Origin of the sequence: Myroides oncorhynchi, assembly GCF_020905415.1 — a bacterium.
Classification (GTDB): Bacteria; Bacteroidota; Bacteroidia; order Flavobacteriales; family Flavobacteriaceae; genus Flavobacterium; species Flavobacterium oncorhynchi_A.
The window spans coordinates 151,933-176,437 of sequence record NZ_JAJJMP010000001.1; the positions used below are offsets into that span (position 1 = coordinate 151,933).

The following is a 24,505-nucleotide window of genomic DNA, read 5'->3' on the forward strand; positions in this document are numbered from 1 at the left end:
CAACTCACACTAGTCTATGCATTAAACAATTATTTTAAAGCAGCAATAGCTTTTTCATAATTTGGCTCATCAGCTGTTTCTACTACTTGTTCTGTATAAATTACAGTTCCCTCTTCATTGATTACAACTATAGATCTAGATAACAGTCCTTTTAAAGGTCCATCTGTAAATAAAACTCCATAATCCTTTCCAAATTGTCCTTCTCTAAAATCTGATAGCATTTCTACATTAGAAATACCTTCAGCTCCACAAAAACGACCTTGAGCAAAAGGCAAATCTCTTGAAATACACAATACAATAGTATTTTCTAATTTAGAGGCATCTTGATTAAAATGTCTTACTGATGTAGCACATGTAGCTGTATCTACACTAGGAAAAATATTTAATACAACTTTTTTCCCTTTGTATTCTCCTAATGTTTTCTCAGCTAAATTTCCTCCCACTAATGTAAATTCAGGAGCTTTAGTATTTAATCCTGGTAAAGTTCCTATCGTTTGTATAGGATTCCCTTTTAATGTTACAGTCGCCATATTGTTTTATTTTTTTTTAGGTTACACAAAAATAGGTAAAATTCAATAGAATTTACTGATTATTACTGATAGTTATATTAGCAATTTCCTAAATAGCACCACATAATTATCATCCTATCTAATTAATATTTCACATAGAAGTTAAAAACAAACCAATAAAGCTTCATCTCTTTTGGAGAATTATTAATTAAATCCAACAAAAAAGACCACACCTAAGGTGTGGTCTTTTTTGTTATTACAGGTCATCTTATTTGTCTATTGACCCTAAAACTCTCTGCATAAAAGTATTTAATGCTTCTTTTTGAGTAGCACCATCCTTCATTAATTTTTGTACCTCAAGAGCTCCATACATATTTGAAATAAGTTCACCGATGACATCTAATTCCTCATCTTTAAGAGAAGGAACTTCTGTCAGGTTTTCTAATACCTCAATAGCTTCGATAATATAATCTTGATCATTTTGCTCTACAAATTGAGTCAAATGTTTAATAACTGGTAATTTCATTGCTTATAATATTTATGAAATTATACAATCTCGTTTACTAATTCGTGTAAAACCTCAGTCTTATTTGTTTGAGTTTGGTTTACTAGTTTACCATTAACGAATGTAGCGAAAGTTGGTAAGTTACTTACATCTGCTAATTTTCTTGACTCAGGAAAGTTCTCAGCATCTGCAATTACAAATGTCATATTCTCTTTCTCTGTAGCCAATTTTTTAAATTTAGGCTTCATAATTCTACAATTACCACACCAAGATGCAGCATATTGAACAACCACTTTTTCATTTGAATTTACAATCTCTTGTAAATTATCTTTATCTAGTTCTAAAAGCATTTTTTTATTTTTTTGTGTTAGTAATATAAGAGTCTGTTTAGAATATTGAATTATAAACAGACTCTATAAACTTATTCTTAGTGTTTGCTTAAGTAATCAGCTACTCCACCTCTATTTGCATTCATTGCATCTTTTCCTTCTTCCCAGTTAGCAGGACATACTTCACCATGAGTTTGTACGTGAGTGTAAGCATCGATTAATCTTAAGTACTCATTTACATTTCTTCCTAATGGCATATCATTTACTGATTCATGGAAGATTTTTCCTGACTCATCTACTAAATAAGTAGCTCTATATGTAACATTAGATCCTTCGATTTGAACTGAATCTAATTCTTCATTGTATACTTCATTCTCGATATCTAAGATACCTAACACTGAAGATAGGTTTCTTTGAGTATCTGCGATGATAGGGTAAGTAACTCCTTCAATTCCTCCATTGTCTTTTGCTGTGTTTAACCAAGCGAAATGTACTTCGTTAGTATCACATGAAGCTCCAACTACAATAGTATTTCTTTTTTCAAATTCTGGTAATGCAGCTTGGAAAGCGTGTAATTCTGTAGGACATACGAATGTAAAGTCTTTTGGATACCAGAATAATAATACTTTTTTATTGTTTTTTGTTGCTTCTTCGAAGATGTTGATTTTTAAATCATCTCCCATTTCAGACATTGCGTCAACTGTGATGTTTGGAAATTTTTTACCTACTAAAGACATAATATTTATTTTTAAAGTTATTAATACTCTCTTGATTTCTTTTACAAATGTAAGTCGACTTAAACACTAAATCTATTAATTATGATTATTGTTTCTTATTCTTACATAAGTAAAATCTATACCTAGCAAATCTAATTACCTTTTTTTAGATATCTCTAAAGATAGTGTTTTTATATAAATTCAAGAAGTATCTATTGTTATAAATATATTAATTAACAAAAAAAGCAATGAACATCACTAGTAGTGATGTTCATTGCTTTTTTTATCTGCTCAAATCTGCAAATAACGCTTAAAACATAATTAATTGATGTCAAATCTACAGTAGAATTGATTTGCAGAAAATGCTCGTTGAAAACTTAAAGTATATCAATTATATGTAATCTTATTCTTTCTTTAATATTCGTCTTATTTTAATATCAAATGCCGCATATAACAATGTTACAAACGGACTTAGATAATTAAAAAATGCATATGGTAGGTACGTCATTGTAGGAATACCTAATACGCCTGAGTGATATGCTCCACACGTATTCCAAGGAATTAATACAGAAGTAACCGTACCTGAATCTTCTAGTGTACGACTCAAATTCTCAGGTGCTAATCCTTTAGTTTTATAAGCCTCTGAAAACATCTTTCCGGGTACTACAATAGATAAGTATTGATCCGAAGTCATTATATTAATTGCCAAACAACTTGCTACTGTACTTGCAAATAATCCAAATACGTTATTAGCTATATTTAATAAAGCCATCGAAATTTTTTGTAACGCTCCGATTGCTTCCATTGCACCACCAAAAAACATTGCACACAAAATCAACCAAACTGTATTTAGCATACTAGCCATCCCACCAGCTTCAAATAATCCATTTAAACTTTCTAATGGAGATAAGATTCTAATATCAGTAGTCAATGCTAACATTACACCTTTATATGCGTTATAAAAATCAAATGCATCACCACCAGAAACTTCGACTACAATATTTTGCTGAAAAATTAAAGCAAATACAGCTCCTAATAAAGTCCCAATTAATAAAGCTGCAATTGGTTGTACTTTTTTAACTATTAAAAATACAACGAAAGTTGGCACAATAAATAATACTGGTGTTACATTAAATGTCTCTGATATTGCTTTTAAGGTAGCTGATGTATCTACATCCCCTCCTGTTCCATAAATTAATCCTAATATTATAAAAAGGATTAATGTAACTACATAAGTAGGAACTGTAGTATATAACATGTATCTAATGTGCGTAAACAAATCAGTACCAGCCATTACAGGTGCTAAATTAGTTGTATCTGATAATGGAGACAACTTATCCCCAAAATAAGCTCCTGATATCACTGCCCCACCTATCATACCTATAGGCATACCTAAAGCATTACCTATACCTACTAAAGCTATCCCTACTGTAGCTGAAGTAGTCCATGAGCTTCCAGTTGCAATAGAAATTATAGAAGTAATTACTAAACACGCTGGTAAGTAAATAGCTGGATGTAATATCTGTAATCCATAATAAATCATACTAGGAATAATACCACTCAACAACCAAGTTCCTGATAGAGCTCCTACAAGTAATAAGATAAAAACAGCATTAGAAGTATCTCTTACATTATTTATGATTTGTGTCAATATCTTATCATAACTAACCCTATTAAAGACTCCTACAACAGTAGCTATAGCCCCACCTATAAGTAATATAAATTGATTCGTCCCTGACAATGCATCATCCCGGAACACATATACATTAATAGCTAATAGAGTCACTAATATTATGACAGGTATTAACGATTGAAATAATGTTATTGGTTTTTCCTTTTTGCCTTGATTACTACTCATCTATTTATATATTAATTTATTTTTTGATGCGAAAATAGCTATTTTACAACTAACCTACTTACAAAATATCATTTATTGTATTTTTATTACAGACAAACTCTATTTTACCTAACTGATTTATAGTTTATTATGAAAATAATTAGATATTTCCTCCATTAAAGGATAAAAAAAATTGTTAAAAACGAAACTATTCTATATATTTACTACATACATATAAATAAATTTATACGTATTCTTAATGCGCAATCTTTTAAGATAAGTAAATCATTAAGATATAAAATATTGTTGTTTTGATGTTTTTAGAGGACATCATTTAAAGCTACTTATCTATAAATAAGTAGCTTTTTTTGTTTTCACTTTAACCTAGATTATATGATAGACTTATAAACGAAAAGTAATTACCTTAAATCCCAAGATAACATTTAAACGAGAATAAATTGTACCAAACAGAGCAAAATTAGTACTTAAAGCACACTGTAATGTGATTTTGGAGTTAATTGACGCTATGTAAAGTAGAATTAATTTGCAGTAAATGGTAGTTGCTGATTTAAGGTAACTATACAAAATAGGTCTGAATTGATAAAAACATAGTATAGTTATAGAGCTAATCAAAGAGCTATAAAGTAGAATTACTTTGTAGTATTTGGCTAATACCTAATCTGGGTTTAACTTTGCCATTCTAAAAAAACAATACTTATGATCGTTAGAAACAAAAAGCATATTATACAGATGCTTTTTATCTGGAAAGGTTCAGTTCTTAAAAAAATATTCCCTACGCTAATTGCTATTTTTATATTCTCTTGGATAGTATACTTTGCACATTATTTATTTCCAGATGTGATTATTCCACTAAATGTAGGTGCTTTTGCCTTAGTCGGTATTTCATTGGCCATTTTCTTAGGCTTCTGTAATAATGCTGCTTATGATCGCTTTTGGGAAGGACGCAAACAATGGGGTAGCTTAGTCATCCATTCTAGGTCCCTGGCTTTTCAAATTCAAAACTACATTGAAGAAAACAATCAATTTACTAAAAAAGATAAAGAAGAAGGAATCAATCTGATTATTGCTTTTTGTTATCTACTAAATAAACAACTGAGAACTAAGATAGACTATGATACTATAGGTCCTTATCTTAAAGAAGATGTGTATGAAGTGATGCTAACTAAAAAATTTAAGCCTTCATTTATACTAAATGAACTAACAAAGTGGATAGCTACTCAGCAACGTGCAGGAAGATTAGATACAATCACACAAGCTAGAATAGACAAGAATATAGATGAACTATCTATTGTACTAGGGGCTTGTGAACGCATTGTTCACACTAAGATTCCTTTTGTCTATTTTGTTATTCTACACAGGACAGTGTATGTTTATTGTTTTATCCTTCCATTTGGTCTTATAGATTTGATTGTTTGGGCAATGCCTTTTTTCGTAACCTTCGTGGCGTATACATTTATTGCCTTAGATGCTGTAGTAGCAGAGATAGCAGAGCCTTTCGGAGAAGAAGAAAATGACTTGGCATTAGATCAGATGTGTGCAAATATAGCCTACTCTTTATGTGAAGTCTCTGATATGGATCTCCCTGAACTAATCACTCCTAACAAAAATTACATAGTTACTTAAACCTTTACACAAAAAGTAATTATCAAAATAGAAAAGCTCCTGTAAAAGAAATATTACTAGGAGCTTTTTTATTATTATGTAAGTTAAAACAGAATAAAAAATTCTGAATTTAAGTATATCTCTTTCTTACATATTCATTAGAGAAAGTGAATTTACTCTTGAATAAGAGAGAATGAAAGAGTTATACAAAAAAAGCACTTCTTTCGAAGTGCTCCTGATTATATTTAACCGTTAATTAAATTTAAAGATTCTTGAAGTTCTGGTTTTCCTTGAACATAACCACTAACCCACTTTCCTAATTGCTCTACATCATAAGGCAATAATTGATTAATTGCTTTGTGTAGTTCTTTGTAAAATAGTTTAGGATCAAAGCTTACATTCTCTAATATCGTTTTTGCAAAATCAAACATTAAACGTGTTTTCATATTGGTAACTTTTTATCTTACTACATAGTAAACATACTTAATAATAAATGTAATTCACATTTATACTTCAGACTTTAATACAATTTTAGCAATTAATGTTACATTCTCATAAAACATCAATAATCAATGTATTTTATGAAACAAAATGGACTAATAATTTATTTACTTTAATAAATAGACACGCTTTTAATCGTCATATTAAAATTGTATAAAATCAAAAAAACACCTCTATATAAGGTGTCTTTTGTACTTTAAATCCTAATTAATTCTAACGATTCACTAAGCTCTGGCTTCTCTTTTACATATCCATTAACCCACTTGGTCAACTGTTCTAAGTCATATGGTAATAAATTCTGAATAGCTTTTTGCAATTCCTTATAAAATAACTTTGGGTCAAAACTAACACTTTCTAGTATAGTCCTTGCAAAGTCAAACATTGTCTTTTTTTTCATATCTGTAGTACTATTGTATCACCTATCAAACATAACACATATATCAACAAAACACAAAATTAAATACATATTTAATATATTTTTAAAACATTTATGCACTAAATATCTTTTAATAGCTTAAATACTTAAGTTTTAAAAAACAATACACACAGTAATTAACATTTTATCATTAAGACTTAGTTTTTTATAAAAAATATTAACCTTAAGAATGCACAATAAACCAGTTAAATGACAAATAATTATACCTGATAAATCAGAATTGTGAAGTATGCTTGTCATAGGTTGCTTACAGAGCTACTAAAAGACTTAATGAGTATATAACAAAAAAAATGAACTTCAGTAACAGATATGATTTATAACATCTGAAACGAAATTCATTTGTGAGCTTGGAAAAAATTTCGACCGATTAACCCTGCTTTTATCTTGATTATATCTTATTGATAATAGATATTTTCGTTATTATATTGATTTAAAAAATACTTGAGTAAATCCGTAGTTGTCACAATCCCTTTTAAAACATTATTTTCATTTACTATTGGGATTGAATGAAAGCTTTGTTTAGCTAATATTTCTGTCACTTTTTTTATAGTAGTAGTCGGAAAAGAACTTACCACTACCTTTGCCATAACTTGACCTATAGAGTACATATCATAAACTACTGAAGGTACATCCATTAATTCATCAGCATCATCTAAAACATCAGCATAGCTTATCTTCAATAAATCAGAATAACTTAAGACTCCTATCAACTTATCTTCTTTTACAATAGGAATATGCCTGATTTTATGCTTTTTAAACAATCTTTCTGCATCATAGAGATTATCTGTTAGAGTGAGAGTTATTAACTCTTTGGTCATGATCTCGGCTACTGGTACATCTTGTCGCATAACAAACTGATTTTAGTTAGACATCAACTATTCAATAAAGTCACTTTATATTACCTACTTTATCTGTACTAAATTTAAACATAATCATTGAACCAAACAAATTACCAAGGTAGTTTTATCTAAATTAAAACCATAAATACCAACATCTTAACAAAAAACATATTGACATAATACTTCAATTTCTATATATAGTATATATCTCATTCGTATAAGTACTCCTTATACCTACAATCATCAACACAATCACAAAAAAAGCACTCCCTTAGAAGTGCTTTTGTAATATTTGACTAGCTTTGATTCTGGGGTTTACCTATATTTCTTTTCCATCTAAACCTACAGTCACCATAATTCCATTTCTGCTAGCAGTAGCTTTCCCTTCACTAAATAACCCTATAGACTCATAAGTATTTGCTTCTATTATAATCACTCCTTTACTATTCATTACCCCTACATATCTTCCTGCGTACATTCTCACTGTGTTATCATTGCTATTAAAGCGGTCTATCTTATCATATTTCACTTTCGAGACTTCATTCCCTCCCTTACTTTTTATTCCCCATTTACCGCCTATTTCAAATGAAGCATAACCATTGAAAAGATTATCTACATCACTTACACTACCTGGTTTAAATAACTCAGTGCCATTAATATAATTAATAATCATTGCATAACCATTTAGCCTTACTTTAGATAAATTATCTCTGATGAGTTTCTGATCTACCATTTCGTACTTTGCTTCTACAGTTAACAACCCTGAAGCGTTGACAAAACCATAAAGTCCACCTTTAATTACATTAGCATATCCCTCTTCACTGAATCCAGTTATACGATCATAAGTAGCAGAAATAACCTTTACACCTTGTTTATTCATTATTCCCCATAGCCCATTTTGCTCAAAAGCAGATACTTGCGCATTGGTAAAGACAAATGGATGTCCATACTCAGCATCTACCACTACATTTAAGTTCTCTGTAGCAAACCCATACTTCCCACTTAATCCACTTAATAATATTACACCATTATTATAATCGATCTTAATTTCTTTATAATCTGATTCTAGCGTTTTCCCTTCACCTGTATAGAAGTTATAAAGTGGTGAATCACCTACTTTATCACGATTATCTAATATCCTATTCATTTTACCATCAGGAGCTTGCACTTGATAATATCTGGTTGCTAATACTTCCTTCCATTGCCTGTCTATTAATCCTCTTCTCCCTAATCCTGATTCTACTATCGCTTTATTATCTTTCTCAAAGCTAAATATCTTCATATAACGATCAGCTTTAACTAATTCCATTAACGAATTACTGTAAACACCCACATAAATTCCCTTTGTCACCCTATAGGTATTATCGTCTTTTAAAAATTCTATATTATCAAAGCTTTCCGCAAGGCCTTCTACTAAAGATTTATTTAACAGATTAAACCTACTATCGATACTCTGAACCAAAACATGTCCATTTTGATCAAAGCTTCCTATAGTTTTATATGCTGGCTCTAATACTTTATGTGTTTTTACATCAAATAACCCAACAGCATTTTCCATTGCTATCACATCATTATTAATCTGAACAAATCCATTATCATCTGTCATCTTAACATCTTTATACATCACAGGCAAGACCACGTTCCATGTCTTATCTGCAAGACCTAACTTGCCATTTTGCGTAAGTCTAGTCATCCCATAAGGCAAGACATCTCCTATATTATCATACTCTATCGGCAATACTATCTTCCAATCTTTATTAATCACTCCAAGTTTTTTATCCTTAATCACACGGGCATATCCCTCAGCATTAAACCCTGTAATATCATCATAGATAGGCTCTAACAGTACTTTGAAACTTCTATTTATGACTCCCCATTTCTCTCCTACTTTAATTCTAGCAAATCCCTGTATATCGAACTCTGTTATCTCATCATAGATAGGTTCTAATAACACCTTGTGATTACTATCTATAAATCCCCATTTATCCCCTACGTGTAATCTAGCGTATCCCGATTTATCAAACTCAAATATCTTAAAATCCGCTTCAAAACGAGGTGATATGATCTCTTTCCAATCTTTATTTAGCAGTCCCCATTTCTCAGCTAATACTACTTTATAAGTAACTTCTTTCTCATCATTAGACTCTTTTATTATATTGTATTTTGGTTCTAATAGTCTTCCTTCAGCATTGACCATCCCCACCTTTAAAGAATCAATTAAAAAAGCGATTCCTTTAGTATCAAACTTAGTAATACTATCGTATTTTGCCTCTGCTATTGTTTTCCACTCCTTATTGATTAGCCCTCGCTTTTTAGTTTGTTCTACAATAATATGATTTGCATTTACACCATCCGTTCCGAACTCGCGAATCTTCGTATAAGTAGGTTTTATTATTAGTTTCCAGTCCTTATCTATGATACCAAATTTATTATCTGCTTGAACCCTCACATACTGCTTGTCATAATATCCAAAGACTTTATCATAGACAGGCTCTACCTTTTCTTCTCCTTTTGTATTTATCACTCCACTTTTCTCTAGCTTCACTACCGTAGCATATCCTTGTCCACTAAAATTCTCTATATCATTATAAGTAGGCAAGATAATCGACTTACCTAACATATCTATAAGCCCCCATAATTTGCTCTTCTTTACTCTAGCAATCTTGTGCTCATCAAAGTCTTTTACAGCTTCATACTGAGGTACCACTACTACTACATTTTCCTGTGGATCTCTAAATCCCCATAACCCTCTTTCTTCAAAGGGAATTAAAACTTTAGGCTGATAGTCTGGCTTCTCTATAGGCTTTTCTTTTTTACCATCACCATTGTCATTACTACACGAAAATGATAATGCTCCAAATATTATTAGTAAGGAAATTCTTTTCATTTTATACTGTATTGTTATTTGATTATTTAAATTACAAAACACACTCTTTTAGCTAACTAAAATATAAAAAATAAAGAAATATTCAACAATAAATATAAAAAACAAAGAATACACTCATAAAAACCTTAATTAACACAAAACATATTAGTACACATAACACAAAAAAGACACTATAATCAAATATTATAATACTTTATATTGTTTGAATATTATACATACTCTAAGAAATACACACAACTACCTTACCAACTGTATTTCTATTTTCTAGCTGTAAATGTGCTTTATCCATCTCTTTAAAGTCAAAAACATGACTAATATGAGCTCTTATAATTCCCTTCTCTAACAGATCTGCTATGATTTTCATATCTCTAGCACTAGAATACACACACATAAAGTGACTTCCGTGTAGCTGTTTTGCCTTAGCAGCTACCTCATCTTCTTCTGTATATCCTGAGGGTAGAACGACCATAGTCCCAAACTCTTTAAGCACCTTAACAGACTTCTGGAAGTTATCCCCTCCTATGGCTTCTAAAACGAAGTCTATATCTGACACCTCTTCTTCAAACTTTACACTTCTATAATCGATATGTTCATCTGCACCTAGCTGTATTACAAACTCCTTATTCTTAGTAGAGGAAATCCCTATCACATATGCGCCTAGATACTTAGCCATCTGTACAGCATAATGCCCTACACCACCTGATGCGGCGTGTATTAGCACTCTGTCATTCGATCTTAATTTGCCATAACTCGTAAACGCTTGCCAAGCTGTTAATGCTGCTAGCATACTAGCTGCTGCCGCTTGGTGCGTTATATTACTAGGCTTTAACGCTATTTGATCTACTGAGACAGTGATGTACTCTGCATAAGCTCTACCGTGCCCTGGGAAGTTCACCATCCCGAAAACAGCATCTCCTACTTGATACTCCTTGACATTCTCCCCAACAGACTCTATAACTCCTGAAAAGTCCCACCCTAATATAATAGGATCATACTGCTCTAAGAGAGTAGACATCCCCACTGTACCTGCTCTAGTGAGTACATCTACAGGATTTACACTTATGGCTTTTACTTTTACCAATACCTCTTGTTCTCCTACATCTGGTATCTCTACATCTACCAACTGAAGATTCTCTACCCCTCCAAACTCTTTTAACACGATTGCTTTCATATAATAATTACTTTTACACAAAAATAAACTGACTAGACAAACCTAAATAGGTATATTTTAATCACAAAACAGTACATTTATGGCAAGAGAAAATATCTATCAACCTTTTGAAGTCTTCTACGAGAAGATTGATTCTTGTCCTCTACAAAACAGACTATTCAACTTCTTTGAGTTTGTATTTGTAATTTCAGGAGAGGGATATCACTTAGTGAATGACAATAAGAACAATCTTACAAAAGGAGACTTATATCTAATCACGCCAGAGGACAGACATTCTTTTGATATTACTAGTCAGTCAGAATTCTTAGTAATCCGTATTAATGATGAGTATCTAAAGCAGTCTAGCGCTGTCACTATTAACCATCTAGAGTCTGTACTTTACTACGCTTCACACCTCTCTACATCTATCATAACAGATGAAGAAGATAAAGAAGTAATCCATCAAATAGCACAGAGTTTAATCCAAAGTATTCTTAACCCGAAGACGTATAACTGTGATCTTCAAAGACAGTATATTAATGCTATTATGATTATCGCCACACGTAACCTAATACATTATACTCCTCAAAATTTAGAAACTAAGGATCAGCGTATATTAGATATCATCGCATATATCCAACACAACATCTATGATCTAAAGCTACTCACTGCTCAGGTCATCGGAGATAAGTTTGGACTTGCGCCATCCTATATCGGTGTTTACTTTTTAAATCAATGTGGAGAGACTATGCAGCAGTACATTACTGCCTATCGTCTTAAACTGATTAAGCATCGTCTATTATTTAGTGATAATAGAATCGGAGAGATAGCATCTGAGTTTACTTTCACTGATGAAAGTCACGCAAACAAGTTCTTTAAAAAGCACGAAACACTGAGTATGTCTGCTTTTAGAAAAACACATAAGAAAATCTAGTGTTTTTTATATCACAAATAGTTGTACTTTCATTTCTAATAAAACAACCTATCATTGTAAGCAGTTTATATTATATAAACTTACTTATCAAACAATTACAATTTATCACAATCAAAATAAATTATGAAAAACAAAATCAATTGGCAAAGAATAGGAATAGTAACAAGTACAATTATCTTCTTTATTGTAGCCATAACTTTTGAAATATTTGAGCTTGCATCCCTACCAGGTCAATTCTTTGGTACCTTACTAGGGGTAGTGATTACAGCTATTATCACGGTATTATTACTTCAAGGACAAACTAAAAGTGAGGAGTCAAGAGAGCGCCACTTACTTGTATTTGAGAAGAAACAGGAAGTCTTCTTTCAGTTCTTAACTCAACTAAACACTATCCTTCAACGCGAGTCTTTAAGTCCTGGATTATCTAATGGAAAGAAGATAGAGAAAGAAGTAAATAACTTACACGATCTTATCTTTGAATTTGGGTTCTTACAGATGCATACTTCAGCAGAGACCTTCGATAAAATACTGGTACACGTAGGTAATCTTATGACAGAAAGTAAACAAATCAAAATAGCAGAGAACCAATCTATAGATAAAGTGGAGAAGTATTACTTAGTACTAACTACTGATTTCTTCTCTATCGTATCCCTACTAAAACACGAGTTATACAACGAATTTAGCCCTCATATAGACAAAGAAAAACTAGATAGAATCATCAAATTATCTTTTTAAAAACAAAAAAAAGCCACATCTCTCGATGTGGCCCTGGGTTAAAAAGTAGTAAAAATTCATAGGTAATTACTTACCTAAACACTTTAGTCTATCAGCATCTGATTCTATACATTGGTATGGGTAATGTAATAGTAACTCCCAAATTAGCATATTGATAAGTTACCTATAAAATGAGCTGCTTCTAAAACTTAAAGTTAGCTAGATCGAATGCTCGAAAAAATGAACACTTAAACAAAACTCAATGCTCGAGTCACTCGATTAGCAATTATATAAATAGAAAAAAATTACTCTCTCCAGCCCCCTCCTAATGCTCTATAAAGCTTAATAACAGACTGCCATTCTAATAACTGGTCATTGCTATGTGCTAACTGAGCATACAGATGAGCCTGTTCAGATGTTAGTACATCTGTATAGTTCGTAGACGAGTGATACACTAATAACTTCTTGGTGTAATCAACTGCTAGAGCCAACTTATCGACCTGCTGTTGTCTCATCGCTAATTGTTCTCCAGCCATCTGGTAAGCGTATAAGGCATCCGATACCTCTTGCCCTGCCACTAACATTGTCTTTTGGAAGTTATGTGCCTTCTCTTGATAACTCGCTTTCGCTACCTCTAATCTCGTTTTGTTTAATCTCTTGTTGAATATAGGCTGTAACAATCCACCTGCGATATTAGCAAAGAACCCTGTTGAACTAAACCAATCCTTAAACTCATAACTTGAGAATCCTGCTCCACCTGTTATGGTAAGTGCTGGATAGAACGCTCTCTTTGCTACATTCACATCTTCAAAGTAAGCTGCTAATTCATACTCTGCTGCCATTACATCTGGTCTGTTTTTTAATAAGCTTGCTGGTACTCCGATACTTGGCTCTATAGGCAAAACTTGATTACCTAATACTCCTCTATCTATTGTACCTACTGACTTCCCTAACAATACACTTAAGGCATTCTCCACCTCTCTTATACTGCGTTTAACCCCTGGTAGCGTAGCCTCGGCATCATAGTAGTTCGCCTCGCTCTGTACCACAGCAGCCCCCGTTACTACACTTGATTCCTTAAGCTTTTGCATTGTCTGTACATCTATCTTGCGGTTGGCTATTGTCTTTTCAATAATAGCCTGTTGCTGATCTAACGCTAATAACTGATAATAATACTCCGTTATCTGAGCCACTATCTGTGTCTGTACAGCTTTTTGTCCTGCTTCAGACTGTAGTAATCGATAAGCAGAGGCACGTTTACCACTTGCCAACTTACCCCAGATATCTATCTCCCAAGACGTATTAGCAAATACATCATACTGTGTTGCATTCTCTACAAAGCCAAAGCCCTGTGGATATGCTAAACGAGATCTTTTCACACCTCCACCTACACTTAAATCAGGTAAGAAAGCAGCCTTAGATTGCTTAAGCATAGACTCAGCAATTTGCAGACGCGCTATCCCCATCTTTAAGTCTAAGTTATTCTCAATTCCTTCTGTTATTAGACCTTGTAGTTGCGCATCTTTAAACAGAGATTGCCAAGGCATCATCCCCATACTCAACGTATCGCCTTCCTTAGCCTCTCGATATAGCTCCTGAGGAGCTGTATCTTGTTGGTGATAACGAGTAGTAGATTGACACGATGCCAACATACCTACTGCTAATACACCTATATATATATTATATGTCCATTTCATTATTGTTCTGATTTATCATTCTGACCTAAATCGTATTCTTTTAAACTTCTAAAGGTTTAGTAAAAACTTTTACAACACTCTATCCTTCCTAAAGCCAATTAAACCAAAACTCATAAAGAGAATAGTCTATCTCAACTAATTAATCTTGCAAAGCTCTAACGGCCTTAACAGGGTCAAACTTTTAAAAACATCTAGTAGATGTTTTTAGCTAAGAAGCCAGGGGTTGCATAGACAAGAGTATCAATAGATGCCAATTCTGCAAAACAAAATTCTGTTTGAGTACCAGCGAGTTAATTTTGTTTCAGAATTTGTATCGTAATTGACCACTTTGGAGTTACAGCCTTGACCTTTTTTGTTACTTTTTTGGGTCAAGCCAAAAAAGTAAAAGAATAACCGCGTAGCGAAAAAGCTTTTACAACATTCTATTCTTCCTAAAACCAATTAAACTAAAACTCTCAAAGTGAATAGTCAACCTCAACCAATTAACCTTGCGAAGCTTTAATAACTCTTTAAGTCAGTAATGTTTTATAAAGTGCAGGTACACTCTCACATACCTACACTCTCACTTACTCTATTTCCTCTTCTATGACAGGTGCTCCACTGATCTTCTCTTGTAAAGCTTGGAAAACGATAAATAAAGATGGAATAACTAATACCCCGATTATTGTACCGATTAACATTCCTCCTACTGCTGCAGTACCAATTGATTTATTACTCAATGCACCCGCTCCGCTCGCCATCATCAAAGGCAATAAACCAAAAATGAATGCAAAGGATGTCATCAAGATTGGTCTTAGACGGATACGTGCTCCCTCTATCGCCGCACCAGCTATAGACTGTCCTGACTCTCGTCGCTGTAAAGCAAACTCTACAATCAGAATAGCGTTCTTGGCTAATAACCCAATCAACATAATCAAGCTAATCTGTAAGAAGATATTGTTTTCTATCCCGAAGATCTTAGCGAAGATGAATGCTCCTGCTAATCCTATCGGCAAGGAGAACAATACAGCCAATGGCAAGATGTAACTCTTAAACTGCGCACTTAATAAGAAGTACACAAATAAGATAGATAAGATGAAGATAATCACTGTCTGATTACCACTACCACTCTCTTCTCTTGACAATCCTGAATACTCAAACCCATATTCCTTTGGCAAGGTCTGAGCAGCTACTTCTTCTATCGCACGGATAGCATCACCCGAACTATAGCCTGCATTAGGACTTCCATTAACGAAGGCTGAATTAAACAAGTTAAAACGTGTCAAGAACTCAGGACTATATACTTTCTTCAAATCAATGAACGCTGTAATAGGAGACATTACGCCTTTGTCATTCTTCACATACAGTCTATCAATTGCTTCTTTATTCTCTCTAAAGTCAGGAGCAGCCTGTATAACTACTTTATATTGTTTACCAAATCGGTTAAAGTTAGTTGCATAAATACCTCCTAAGTACCCCTGTAGCGTAGTTAATACCTCCGTTACACTCACACCCGCTTCTTTAGCTTTCGCTACGTTTACGGATACTTCATACTGTGGGAAGTTGGTATTAAACGAAGAAGTCGCATACATAATCTCAGGACGTTGGTTTAACGCTCCTAAGAATCCACCGATAGCTTCTTCAAACTTCTTATAATCCCCACCTGTCTTGTCTTGTAGTTGCACTTCAAAACCTGAGCTATTACCAAAACCTTGTAAGGTAGGTGCAGCAAAGAATACGATATTTGCATCTTTAATATGTGCAGTCTTGGCGAATAATTGTTCTACTACTTTATGGATATTTTGCTCTGGATTAGGGCGTTCTTTCCAATGTTTCAATTTAATAAACTCCACTGCATACGAACTACCATTACCACTGAAGAAATCCATCCCCGCTAATCGAGAGGTAAACTTAACTTCTGGTATACTCATCGCTATACTATCTATCTGGTTAGAGATACGCTCTGTCTCTTCTAATGAAGTAGAGGGAGCAAGAATAATATTACCATAGATAGAAGCACTATCCTCATTAGGTACAAATCCCGTTGGCGTAGTTTTTGTCAAGAAAACAAACACAGCTCCAAAAACAACAATACTCCCTAATGACAACCATTTGTTCTTATTTAAGAAGCCTAATACCCCTACATAGCGGTTAGTCATCTTGTCAAAAGAACTATTAAAGGCAGTCTTAAATCTGTTAACAAAACCTCTTTTCTCATGGTGTACACCTGATTCAGGCTTAAGCATTATCGCACATAAGGCAGGACTCAAAGTCAAGGCATTAATAGCCGAAATCAAAATAGCTACTGCTAACGTAATACCAAACTCTTTATAGAATACTCCTACTGATCCGTTGATAAACGTCACAGGTACGAATACTGCCGACATCACTAAGGTAATAGAGATAATCGCTGTACTCAACTCACTCATCGCACTAATAGTCGCCTTCTTAGCGCTCTCTGCTCCTTCATAAAGCTTAGCGTGTACTGCCTCTACTACGATAATAGCATCATCCACTACAATACCAATAGATAGTACCAAAGCAAACAATGTCAACAAGTTAATAGAGAATCCAAACAAGTTTAAGAAAAAGAACGTACCTATAATCGCTACTGGCACTGCAATAGCGGGTATCAATGTAGAACGCCAATCTTGTAAGAATACTAATACAACTATAAACACTAATATAAACGCTTCTATCAACGTCATAATCAACTTATCAATAGACGCTAATAAAAAGTCATTTGAGTTAGCATATACTTCAAACTTCGCCCCTGCAGGCAAGTCTTTCTCTGCTTCTGCTAAAAGCGCTTCACACTGTTTAATAATCTCGTGAGCATTAGACCCTGCTACTTGGTTAACAGCAATATAAGTACCGTGCTGTTTAAACGTAGTCATTGACATCGCATATGAGTAAGCACCTAAGTCTATCTCTGCCACATCACTAAGGCGAAGTATCTTACCTGTACCATTAGATCGGATGATAATATCACCAAATTCTTCAGGTGTCTCAAGGCGACCTGTATATTTAAGAGCATATTGAAAACTCTGTTTGCTGTTCTCACCCACCTTACCTGGTGCTGCTTCTACGTTTTGCTCTTGTAAGGCACGTACTACATCACTTGGTGTTAGCCCATAAGATGCCATCGCATTAGGTTTTAACCAAATACGCATACTGTACTCACGGCCTCCATAGATAGCCGCATCTCCTACTCCGTTAATACGCTTAATCTTAGGCAATAGATTAATACGAGCGTAGTTCTCTAAGAACGCCTGATCATATCTACTATCTGAACTATACATTAAGAAACTGAATATCTCACTACTCAATCGCTTAGTCGTAGTCACCCCTTGCTTAATCACCTCCTCTGGCAGTTGACTCATCGCCTGACTCACACGATTCTGCACATTCACAGCTGCCATATCAGCATCTGCCCCTTGTGTAAACGTAACAGTGATTACAGCCGACCCATCATTACTCGCCTTAGAGTTCATATAAGCCATATTCTCTACCCCATTAATCTGTTCTTCTAATGGGATAATCACACTCTTCATTACTGCCTCAGCATTTGCCCCTTGATAATTAGCAGTCACCTGTACTGTCGGTGGCGCTATCTCAGGATACTGTGTAATCGGCAATGAATATAATCCTAATAACCCAAGTATCACGATGATAATAGATATCACAGTAGATAACACAGGGTTCTCTATAAATCTTCTTAGCATATCTCTTCTCCCTTACATTTTAATCTTAGTTCCTTCTCTCAGTCCTCCTATATCAGCACTTACGATCTTATCTCCAGACTTAAGCCCTTTAGTGACTACGAAATATTGCCTATTTGGAACTTTCTCTAACACACTGATCTCAGTGCTCTTCACTACATCTGTAGCATCTACCACGTATACAAAGCGTTTGCCCTGTACTTCGAATGTTGCTTTCTGAGGAACGAGGATAGCACTTGCTACTTCTTCATACACACGAATAGTAGCACTGTTCCCACTGCGCAGTAGTCCTTGTGGATTAGTGAATATCGCTCTAAAGTTCACACTACCCGTCTGCGGATCTACTTGTCCACTCACGGTGTTAATCTTTCCTTTTTGATTGTACTCACTGCCATTTGCTAAGATTAATGTTACCTCCTGAAGGCTTGCTATTCGTTGTTGCATTGTTTGCTCTGCATTCTTTTGCATAAAGTCAATAAACTCTTTCTCGTTCATCGAGAAATATGCATTGATGCTACTGATTTCGGATACCGTAGTTAATGCTTCCGCAGAAGCACTACTTACTAAAGCCCCAACTTTATAAGGAATGAGCCCTATCACACCATCAAAAGGAGCTACTACTTGTGTGTATCCCACATTAGCCTGTGCGTTATTTAAGTTTGCTTTGCTTTGTGCTAACTGAGCCTCCTTACTTCTAAGTGCATATTCTGCCGACTCTAATTCATAATTACTGATAATTCCCTCTTTCACTAACGGCTTCGCTTTCGCTACCTGCATACGTGCATTGTTTAATTCTGCTTCTGCATTCTTAATAGACGCTACCGCAACCATACTCTCTTCGTGATATTGAGGAGCGTATATTTTGAATAAGGGTTGCCCTTTCTTCACTGTTTGCCCCTCGTCTACATAGATTGCTTCTACGAACCCGTCAATCTTCGGACGCATCTCTACGTCTTTGATTCCTTGTAGTACTACTGGGTAATCTGTAAATAAATTGGCTTTTTCTGTTTTCACAGACAGGACAGGATACTGCTCAGCAGATCCCTCAGCTCCCCATTCTCCCTCTTGTTTTTTATCTTGACACGCCCATAATAAGGCTATTGCAGTAAGACCTAAAAAAGTAGATGTTTTTTTCATCTCTAATTATTTATTAAATATTGAACTATTGCGTTACTAGTGATAATACCTTTTTTTAACGTAGCAAAAGTATTCGCTAAAGGTTCGAAGTGAAAGGGCTAAAAAGTAGCAATTTTAGTCAAAAGGTAAGATTATAGAAATCAAGATGGCTCTTACTTAAGTACTAATAGCGTGATAATCTCGCTCTAAATCATATCGTTTAGGTATATATACGCTACTTACGTATAGGTATTTCACCAATAACATTCTATTGCAAAAGTCCTCTTATCAAGAAGAACAGACAAGCCCAATAACTCGGTATAGATGTTCAATATGTCGGTTTCACAAACTTTAACTATAATCATTCTAAATACTTAAGATTTAGCCAATAAGTAAGTTATAATCATTTAAATACATAGTTCATTATTGCCTTCTTAGAACAAAAAAACATAACATTAGAAGAACCTTATAGCGTGTTATCTATAAGGTATGGCGATAAGCAGTTGGATTGATTCCACTATATTTTTTAAAGTATTTACCAAAGGTACTTTGGTCACTGAAGTGAAGTATCTCTGTGATGGCACCAATAGATAAGTTCTTATCTTGAAGCAATATCTTTGCCTCTAAGATAACTTGGTTCTGTATCCATTCACTTGCTGTTAGTCCTGTCTCAGAAGAAATGACCTGACTTAGATATTTAGGATGTATATTTAGATAATCAGCATAATACTGTACACTTCGCTGTTCTTTACACTGTTTGCCAACAGCTTCTCTAAAACGAAGAGCAAGGTTGTGAAGATGCTTAGTAGCATTGCCATATTTCTCATAGAGGTAAGCCACCTCATTGACCATACTATACACTACACCACGTATTACCTCAGCGTGAAATGGACTCGTTGAATTATAATTGAGATCAACCACCTTAAACATCGTCTCAAAACGATCAAACTCTAAAGGGTTTAACTGAGTCACACATCCCCCTAAACTTGATAAATCAGAGAATGAAGTCAACACATTACTCTCCACTAATTTGTCTTGCAAAAAATCTTCTGAGAAGAGTATAGTCTTCATCTCATAGTTCGTACCAGCCTTATCCCAGCGTTTAATCGAAATAGTATCTGCAAAAATAATAGCAGGTCCCATAATCGTGTATTCCGTCAGATCAATATAGAAGGTAATTTCCCCTGACTCTAATAGTCCTATTCCATAATAATTAGAGCGATAAGGCTCAGCAGGATAGTAGTTCGTATTAATAAATGGCATATAGATATAGCGATCCCTTGTCTCGAATTCTTCAAAACTATCTTTTAATCGATCTAATGTTTCCCATTTTATATTCTTCATACCTACTAAACTACAAGGCAAATATAAAACCCAATCTCTTAGTATTTTATTTGTATTTTTTCTTTTTACTACTGCAAAAGATAAATCTGATAAAGACTCTATTATTTGCTTTATCCTCCTCAACCGAACGCTAAAGGTTGTTATTATTACAACTTAAACCACATTTAATGGTATTAATTTTTATTCACTTTTTTTATTTTCTTGCTCATTTTTAAGCTAATAATTACTTTTTAACCTTTTAAGATACTCACTTTTTTTGCTCTACCTCTTCCACAGGTGATATGAGATACCCGTTTTTTAATTTTTTGTACATTTTTTTTAACCGACAAAACACTTAAAAAACTAATAAACAACCACTTAAACTAAAAACATTTAATCATCTAATTTCCTCAAACACCCTTTAAGCCTAGTAAATACAAGCCTTATGTTAGGATTCTAGGACATTTCTAGGACAATACTAGGGATGAGATTTTTTTACCCGTGTATACTCTTATCATTCATCTTTAATTTTCCTTTAACGACACAATTTTATTATATCTTGTTAGAAATAAGATTTCTGTTAATGAACAAAAAGTTTTGCGAATTTCTTCTTTTTCCAAACTACTGACATATTAAGAATCTAAAATAGGTTGGTTCCTTACACAGTGACTTTGTTAAAAACACAAAGGCAACTAATTTTATATTTTTAACTTAAACAGGTATTTATAGAATTATTAGTCAAAAAAAATTATCGCTATATTTGCTTTATCGTTAACCTCAACACAAAAATTAAGAGATATGAAAACATTAGGATGGATAGGACTAGGGAATATGGGAGCTCCGATGGCTACTAATCTTTTAAAAGCTGGATACAAGGTTAACTTTTACAGAAGAGATATAACTAAATCTTCTCCATTAATTGCTTTAGGAGCAACGCCTTTAGATGATATCAATAATTTTATCACGCATACAGATATCATATTCTTAACTTTACCTGATGATACTATAGTAGAGGATATGTTTAATCAGATAGTGACTAATGATATCTCAGGAAAGGTGTTTATCAACAGCAGTACTATCTCTCCAGCCCTTGCGCTAAACTTAAGTAATGCTATCCAACTAAAAGGTGGTCGTTATCTAGATGCGCCAGTATCTGGTAGTGTGAAGCCTGCGATAGACGGTACATTACTGTTCTTAGTGGGTGGTGATAAGCAGGTCTATGTGGATGCTATACCATACTTCGAGGTGATGGGTAAAAGTCACTATTACTTAGGAGAAGCAGGTAATGGTAGCAAAGCTAAACTAGCAATTAACTACTATATGGCAGTGGTGGTACAGGGACTAGCAGAGACAGTATTATTCGCTGAGCAAAATGGTGTAAGTAGAGAACTAATGACTGCGATAGTAAATGATAGTGCTTGTGGTTCTGGAATGAGTAAGATAAAGACTCCTGCTGTGATCAGTGACGAATATCCTGCTGCATTTCCACTAAAGTTTATGCTAAAAGATATACGACTAGCACAAGATGCTGGATGGAATACAGCATTAACACAAGCGACAGAACAGGCATATGCTAACGCTAGTGACCAAGGATTAGCAGAACAAGACTTAATGGCTGTAATCAAAGCTATTCAATAATTATATATTAATAAACCTCAATCTAATACAGATGACGCACTTACAAGAAGTAATCGAAAAAGCGTGGGACGACCGCTCACTTTTACAAGATCAAAATACTCAAAATACTATTCGTGAAGTTATAGAGCTTATTGACAGTGGTAAATTGCGTGTAGCTGAGCCAAAAGGTACTGAATGGCAAATCAATGAATGGGTTAAAAAAGCAGTAGTACTATACTTCCCTATCCAAAAGATGGAAACCCTAGAAGCAGGTATCTTCGAATACCACGATAAAATGCCGCTAAAGAGAAACTATGCTGAGAAAGGTATTAGAGTAGTACCAAATGCTGTGGCTCGTCATGGAGCGTATATCTCTGCTGGTGTTATCTTAATGCCATCTTATGTAAATATCGGTGCTTATGTAGATAAGGGAACCATGGTAGATACATGGGCTACTGTAGGATCTTGTGCACAGATCGGTAAGAACGTTCACTTATCAGGTGGTGTAGGTATCGGTGGTGTATTAGAACCATTACAAGCAGCACCAGTAATCATTGAAGACAATGCATTCATTGGATCACGTTGTATCGTAGTAGAAGGTGTTCGCGTAGGTAAAGAGGCTGTATTAGGTGCTAATGTAGTACTTACAGCATCTACTAAAATTATAGATGTAACAGGAGATACTCCTGTAGAGATAAAAGGATATGTACCTGAGCGCTCTGTAGTAATCCCTGGTTCATATACAAAACAATTCCCTGCTGGTGAATTCCAAGTACCATGTGCGTTAATCATCGGTCAGAGAAAACCATCTACAGATCTTAAGACATCTTTAAACGATGCTTTAAGAGAATATAATGTAGCAGTGTAATCATTATAATATAAACATAAAAACAGAACAGTTACATAACTGCTCTGTTTTTTTTATAACATTCAGCTATTTATATTCTACCTTATATATGTAAGTTAACTATATAACAAAATCAAAGAATATAATTTTAAATCCTATTGAAATTATAAAACAACTTTATCCTTATAATTAATACAAATAACCTTAAAAAACTAAAATACAATACATTAAAATCTTAAATATTATGAAGTGATATTAAATAAATGTCAAATCTAATTTAGTTTGATTTAATATATTTATTTTTATACACACATTATAAAATTCCCCTTACAAACAAAACAGCTCATATCATAAGAGCACATATTTAAGTATAATACAATGGCAATTAGTGGACTCGTAATAACATTTAATGAAGAAAAAAATATTGGTAAATGTATTGACTCTTTATTTCAATATTGTGAAGAAGTAATCATAATAGACTCTAATAGTAAAGATAAGACTGTCGAAATAGCTGAAAGCAAAGGAGCTAAAGTCTACTCACAAGCATACTTAGGTGATGGCCCTCAACGCACTTATGGATTGCAATACTGTAAAAATGACTGGATAATGAATTTAGATGCAGATGAGTTTTTAGATCAAGATGCGTTACATTTTATTTCTAAACAAGAGTATGAAAAAAGTGAATTTGACGCTTTCAAGTTTAGAGTAAAAAATTTCTTAGGAGAGACTCTAATCAATTTTTCTGGTTGGTATCCTGACTCGAAGGTTCGTTTTTTCAATAAAAGAACAGCCTATCCTTCAGACCATATGGCACATCAGTACATTATCTCTACTAATGAACGATCAATAAATGTTCATATACTACATTATGGATGGAGTTCATATAAACAAGTAATCGATAAAAAGAATCAATATTCTACTTGGGCAGCTCAACAACTATTTGATGAAGGAAGAAAAGTTTCTGCTTTTAAACCAGTTCTAAATGGTACTGTCTCTTTTATTCGTTGTTACTTTTTCAAAAAGGGTTTTCTAAATGGAGTAGATGGCTTTGCTTTTGCTTTAATACAATCTTTCTTCTCTTTTATGAAATATGCCAAGCTAATAAGACTACATCAAATCAATAAGAAGCCTATAAAACAATAATTACTCATTTTATTTTTATCAGCTTATACATACTAAACACACTACCTCTTGCGTTAAAAAACTAAATTGTTTAACGCAAGA

20 protein-coding genes are annotated in these 24,505 nt (G+C 33.8%); 6 read left to right on the forward strand and 14 right to left on the reverse strand.

What is annotated here, in order from left to right; all coding sequences use genetic code 11:
* Nucleotides 1-29: 29 nt before the first annotated feature.
* The 5 genes from tpx to nhaC form a co-directional block, all read right to left on the reverse strand.
* A complete protein-coding gene (gene tpx / locus LNQ81_RS00550) occupies nucleotides 30-530 on the reverse strand; it encodes a thiol peroxidase (RefSeq protein WP_229944216.1) in 501 nt (166 codons plus the stop codon).
* A gap of 247 nt (nucleotides 531-777) precedes the next feature.
* Nucleotides 778-1,035: a DUF6952 family protein gene (locus LNQ81_RS00555; RefSeq protein ID WP_229944217.1), complete on the reverse strand. Its 258-nt coding sequence runs from the start codon at nucleotides 1,033-1,035 to the stop codon at nucleotides 778-780.
* 20 nt (nucleotides 1,036-1,055) lie between these two features.
* Complete coding sequence (locus tag LNQ81_RS00560; RefSeq protein WP_006258627.1) at nucleotides 1,056-1,364, reverse strand: thioredoxin family protein; 309 nt, start codon at nucleotides 1,362-1,364, stop codon at nucleotides 1,056-1,058.
* A 77-nt stretch (nucleotides 1,365-1,441) separates the two neighbouring features.
* Nucleotides 1,442-2,080 carry a peroxiredoxin gene (locus tag LNQ81_RS00565; RefSeq protein WP_229944218.1) on the reverse strand — a complete coding sequence of 213 codons (639 nt, stop codon included), beginning with the start codon at nucleotides 2,078-2,080 and terminating at the stop codon, nucleotides 1,442-1,444.
* A 382-nt stretch (nucleotides 2,081-2,462) separates the two neighbouring features.
* Entirely contained in the window at nucleotides 2,463-3,917 is a 1,455-nt protein-coding gene (nhaC, locus tag LNQ81_RS00570; RefSeq protein WP_229944219.1) for a Na+/H+ antiporter NhaC, read from the reverse strand.
* Nucleotides 3,918-4,613: 696 nt separating this feature from the next.
* Between nhaC and LNQ81_RS00575 the strand changes: the two genes are divergently transcribed.
* Nucleotides 4,614-5,540 carry a bestrophin family protein gene (locus LNQ81_RS00575; RefSeq protein WP_229944220.1) on the forward strand — a complete coding sequence of 309 codons (927 nt, stop codon included), beginning with the start codon at nucleotides 4,614-4,616 and terminating at the stop codon, nucleotides 5,538-5,540.
* A 224-nt stretch (nucleotides 5,541-5,764) separates the two neighbouring features.
* Here LNQ81_RS00575 and LNQ81_RS00580 read toward each other — a convergent pair whose 3' ends face one another.
* The 5 genes from LNQ81_RS00580 to LNQ81_RS00600 all read right to left on the reverse strand — a co-directional run bounded on the left by LNQ81_RS00580 (nucleotide 5,765) and on the right by LNQ81_RS00600 (nucleotide 11,353).
* Nucleotides 5,765-5,965, reverse strand: coding sequence for a hypothetical protein (locus LNQ81_RS00580; protein WP_229944221.1), 201 nt, complete (start codon nucleotides 5,963-5,965; stop codon nucleotides 5,765-5,767).
* Nucleotides 5,966-6,216: 251 nt separating this feature from the next.
* Nucleotides 6,217-6,417 carry a hypothetical protein gene (locus LNQ81_RS00585; RefSeq protein ID WP_229944222.1) on the reverse strand — a complete coding sequence of 67 codons (201 nt, stop codon included), beginning with the start codon at nucleotides 6,415-6,417 and terminating at the stop codon, nucleotides 6,217-6,219.
* Nucleotides 6,418-6,851: 434 nt separating this feature from the next.
* A complete protein-coding gene (locus LNQ81_RS00590) occupies nucleotides 6,852-7,304 on the reverse strand; it encodes a CBS domain-containing protein (RefSeq protein WP_229944223.1) in 453 nt (150 codons plus the stop codon).
* A gap of 310 nt (nucleotides 7,305-7,614) precedes the next feature.
* Nucleotides 7,615-10,182 carry a WG repeat-containing protein gene (locus tag LNQ81_RS00595; RefSeq protein ID WP_229944224.1) on the reverse strand — a complete coding sequence of 856 codons (2,568 nt, stop codon included), beginning with the start codon at nucleotides 10,180-10,182 and terminating at the stop codon, nucleotides 7,615-7,617.
* Nucleotides 10,183-10,402: 220 nt separating this feature from the next.
* Complete coding sequence (locus LNQ81_RS00600) at nucleotides 10,403-11,353, reverse strand: NADP-dependent oxidoreductase (protein WP_229944225.1); 951 nt, start codon at nucleotides 11,351-11,353, stop codon at nucleotides 10,403-10,405.
* A gap of 79 nt (nucleotides 11,354-11,432) precedes the next feature.
* On the opposite strand from LNQ81_RS00600, the gene LNQ81_RS00605 reads away from it, so the two are divergent.
* Both LNQ81_RS00605 and LNQ81_RS00610 read left to right on the forward strand, forming a co-directional pair.
* Nucleotides 11,433-12,266: an AraC family transcriptional regulator gene (locus tag LNQ81_RS00605; RefSeq protein WP_229944226.1), complete on the forward strand. Its 834-nt coding sequence runs from the start codon at nucleotides 11,433-11,435 to the stop codon at nucleotides 12,264-12,266.
* Nucleotides 12,267-12,389: 123 nt separating this feature from the next.
* Complete coding sequence (locus LNQ81_RS00610) at nucleotides 12,390-13,001, forward strand: hypothetical protein (RefSeq protein ID WP_229944227.1); 612 nt, start codon at nucleotides 12,390-12,392, stop codon at nucleotides 12,999-13,001.
* A gap of 284 nt (nucleotides 13,002-13,285) precedes the next feature.
* On the opposite strand, the gene LNQ81_RS00615 is transcribed toward LNQ81_RS00610, so the two are convergent.
* From LNQ81_RS00615 to LNQ81_RS00630, 4 genes are all read right to left on the reverse strand, one after another.
* Nucleotides 13,286-14,677 (reverse strand): efflux transporter outer membrane subunit, encoded by a 1,392-nt coding sequence (locus LNQ81_RS00615; RefSeq protein WP_229944228.1) that lies wholly within the window; start codon nucleotides 14,675-14,677, stop codon nucleotides 13,286-13,288.
* Nucleotides 14,678-15,243: 566 nt separating this feature from the next.
* Entirely contained in the window at nucleotides 15,244-18,381 is a 3,138-nt protein-coding gene (locus LNQ81_RS00620) for an efflux RND transporter permease subunit (RefSeq protein WP_229944229.1), read from the reverse strand.
* A gap of 12 nt (nucleotides 18,382-18,393) precedes the next feature.
* Nucleotides 18,394-19,515: an efflux RND transporter periplasmic adaptor subunit gene (locus tag LNQ81_RS00625; protein ID WP_229944230.1), complete on the reverse strand. Its 1,122-nt coding sequence runs from the start codon at nucleotides 19,513-19,515 to the stop codon at nucleotides 18,394-18,396.
* Nucleotides 19,516-19,974: 459 nt separating this feature from the next.
* Complete coding sequence (locus tag LNQ81_RS00630) at nucleotides 19,975-20,838, reverse strand: helix-turn-helix domain-containing protein (protein WP_229944231.1); 864 nt, start codon at nucleotides 20,836-20,838, stop codon at nucleotides 19,975-19,977.
* 777 nt (nucleotides 20,839-21,615) lie between these two features.
* Between LNQ81_RS00630 and LNQ81_RS00635 the strand changes: the two genes are divergently transcribed.
* From LNQ81_RS00635 to LNQ81_RS00645, 3 genes are all read left to right on the forward strand, one after another.
* The gene (locus LNQ81_RS00635; RefSeq protein ID WP_229944232.1) at nucleotides 21,616-22,455 is read left to right on the forward strand and encodes an NAD(P)-dependent oxidoreductase; all 840 of its coding nucleotides are present in this window, start codon (nucleotides 21,616-21,618) and stop codon (nucleotides 22,453-22,455) included.
* Between the two features lie 31 nt (nucleotides 22,456-22,486).
* Nucleotides 22,487-23,302, forward strand: a complete 816-nt coding sequence (locus LNQ81_RS00640) for a 2,3,4,5-tetrahydropyridine-2,6-dicarboxylate N-succinyltransferase (protein WP_229944233.1) — start codon at nucleotides 22,487-22,489, stop codon at nucleotides 23,300-23,302.
* Nucleotides 23,303-23,659: 357 nt separating this feature from the next.
* Complete coding sequence (locus tag LNQ81_RS00645) at nucleotides 23,660-24,424, forward strand: glycosyltransferase family 2 protein (RefSeq protein ID WP_229944234.1); 765 nt, start codon at nucleotides 23,660-23,662, stop codon at nucleotides 24,422-24,424.
* The last annotated feature ends 81 nt before the right edge of the window (nucleotides 24,425-24,505 follow it).

Coding starts and splice junctions, on each gene's coding strand:
- LNQ81_RS00585 (WP_229944222.1), bottom strand. CDS start 6,417: ATGAAAAAAAAGACAATGTTTGACTTTGCAAGGACTATACTAGAAAGT.
- LNQ81_RS00560 (WP_006258627.1), bottom strand. CDS start 1,364: ATGCTTTTAGAACTAGATAAAGATAATTTACAAGAGATTGTAAATTCA.
- LNQ81_RS00580 (WP_229944221.1), bottom strand. CDS start 5,965: ATGAAAACACGTTTAATGTTTGATTTTGCAAAAACGATATTAGAGAAT.
- LNQ81_RS00610 (WP_229944227.1), top strand. CDS start 12,390: ATGAAAAACAAAATCAATTGGCAAAGAATAGGAATAGTAACAAGTACA.
- LNQ81_RS00605 (WP_229944226.1), top strand. CDS start 11,433: ATGGCAAGAGAAAATATCTATCAACCTTTTGAAGTCTTCTACGAGAAG.
- LNQ81_RS00640 (WP_229944233.1), top strand. CDS start 22,487: ATGACGCACTTACAAGAAGTAATCGAAAAAGCGTGGGACGACCGCTCA.
- LNQ81_RS00620 (WP_229944229.1), bottom strand. CDS start 18,381: ATGCTAAGAAGATTTATAGAGAACCCTGTGTTATCTACTGTGATATCT.
- LNQ81_RS00575 (WP_229944220.1), top strand. CDS start 4,614: ATGATCGTTAGAAACAAAAAGCATATTATACAGATGCTTTTTATCTGG.
- LNQ81_RS00635 (WP_229944232.1), top strand. CDS start 21,616: ATGAAAACATTAGGATGGATAGGACTAGGGAATATGGGAGCTCCGATG.
- LNQ81_RS00555 (WP_229944217.1), bottom strand. CDS start 1,035: ATGAAATTACCAGTTATTAAACATTTGACTCAATTTGTAGAGCAAAAT.
- LNQ81_RS00590 (WP_229944223.1), bottom strand. CDS start 7,304: ATGCGACAAGATGTACCAGTAGCCGAGATCATGACCAAAGAGTTAATA.
- LNQ81_RS00630 (WP_229944231.1), bottom strand. CDS start 20,838: ATGAAGAATATAAAATGGGAAACATTAGATCGATTAAAAGATAGTTTT.
- LNQ81_RS00625 (WP_229944230.1), bottom strand. CDS start 19,515: ATGAAAAAAACATCTACTTTTTTAGGTCTTACTGCAATAGCCTTATTA.
- LNQ81_RS00615 (WP_229944228.1), bottom strand. CDS start 14,677: ATGAAATGGACATATAATATATATATAGGTGTATTAGCAGTAGGTATG.
- tpx (WP_229944216.1), bottom strand. CDS start 530: ATGGCGACTGTAACATTAAAAGGGAATCCTATACAAACGATAGGAACT.
- LNQ81_RS00595 (WP_229944224.1), bottom strand. CDS start 10,182: ATGAAAAGAATTTCCTTACTAATAATATTTGGAGCATTATCATTTTCG.
- LNQ81_RS00565 (WP_229944218.1), bottom strand. CDS start 2,080: ATGTCTTTAGTAGGTAAAAAATTTCCAAACATCACAGTTGACGCAATG.
- LNQ81_RS00600 (WP_229944225.1), bottom strand. CDS start 11,353: ATGAAAGCAATCGTGTTAAAAGAGTTTGGAGGGGTAGAGAATCTTCAG.
- nhaC (WP_229944219.1), bottom strand. CDS start 3,917: ATGAGTAGTAATCAAGGCAAAAAGGAAAAACCAATAACATTATTTCAA.
- LNQ81_RS00645 (WP_229944234.1), top strand. CDS start 23,660: ATGGCAATTAGTGGACTCGTAATAACATTTAATGAAGAAAAAAATATT.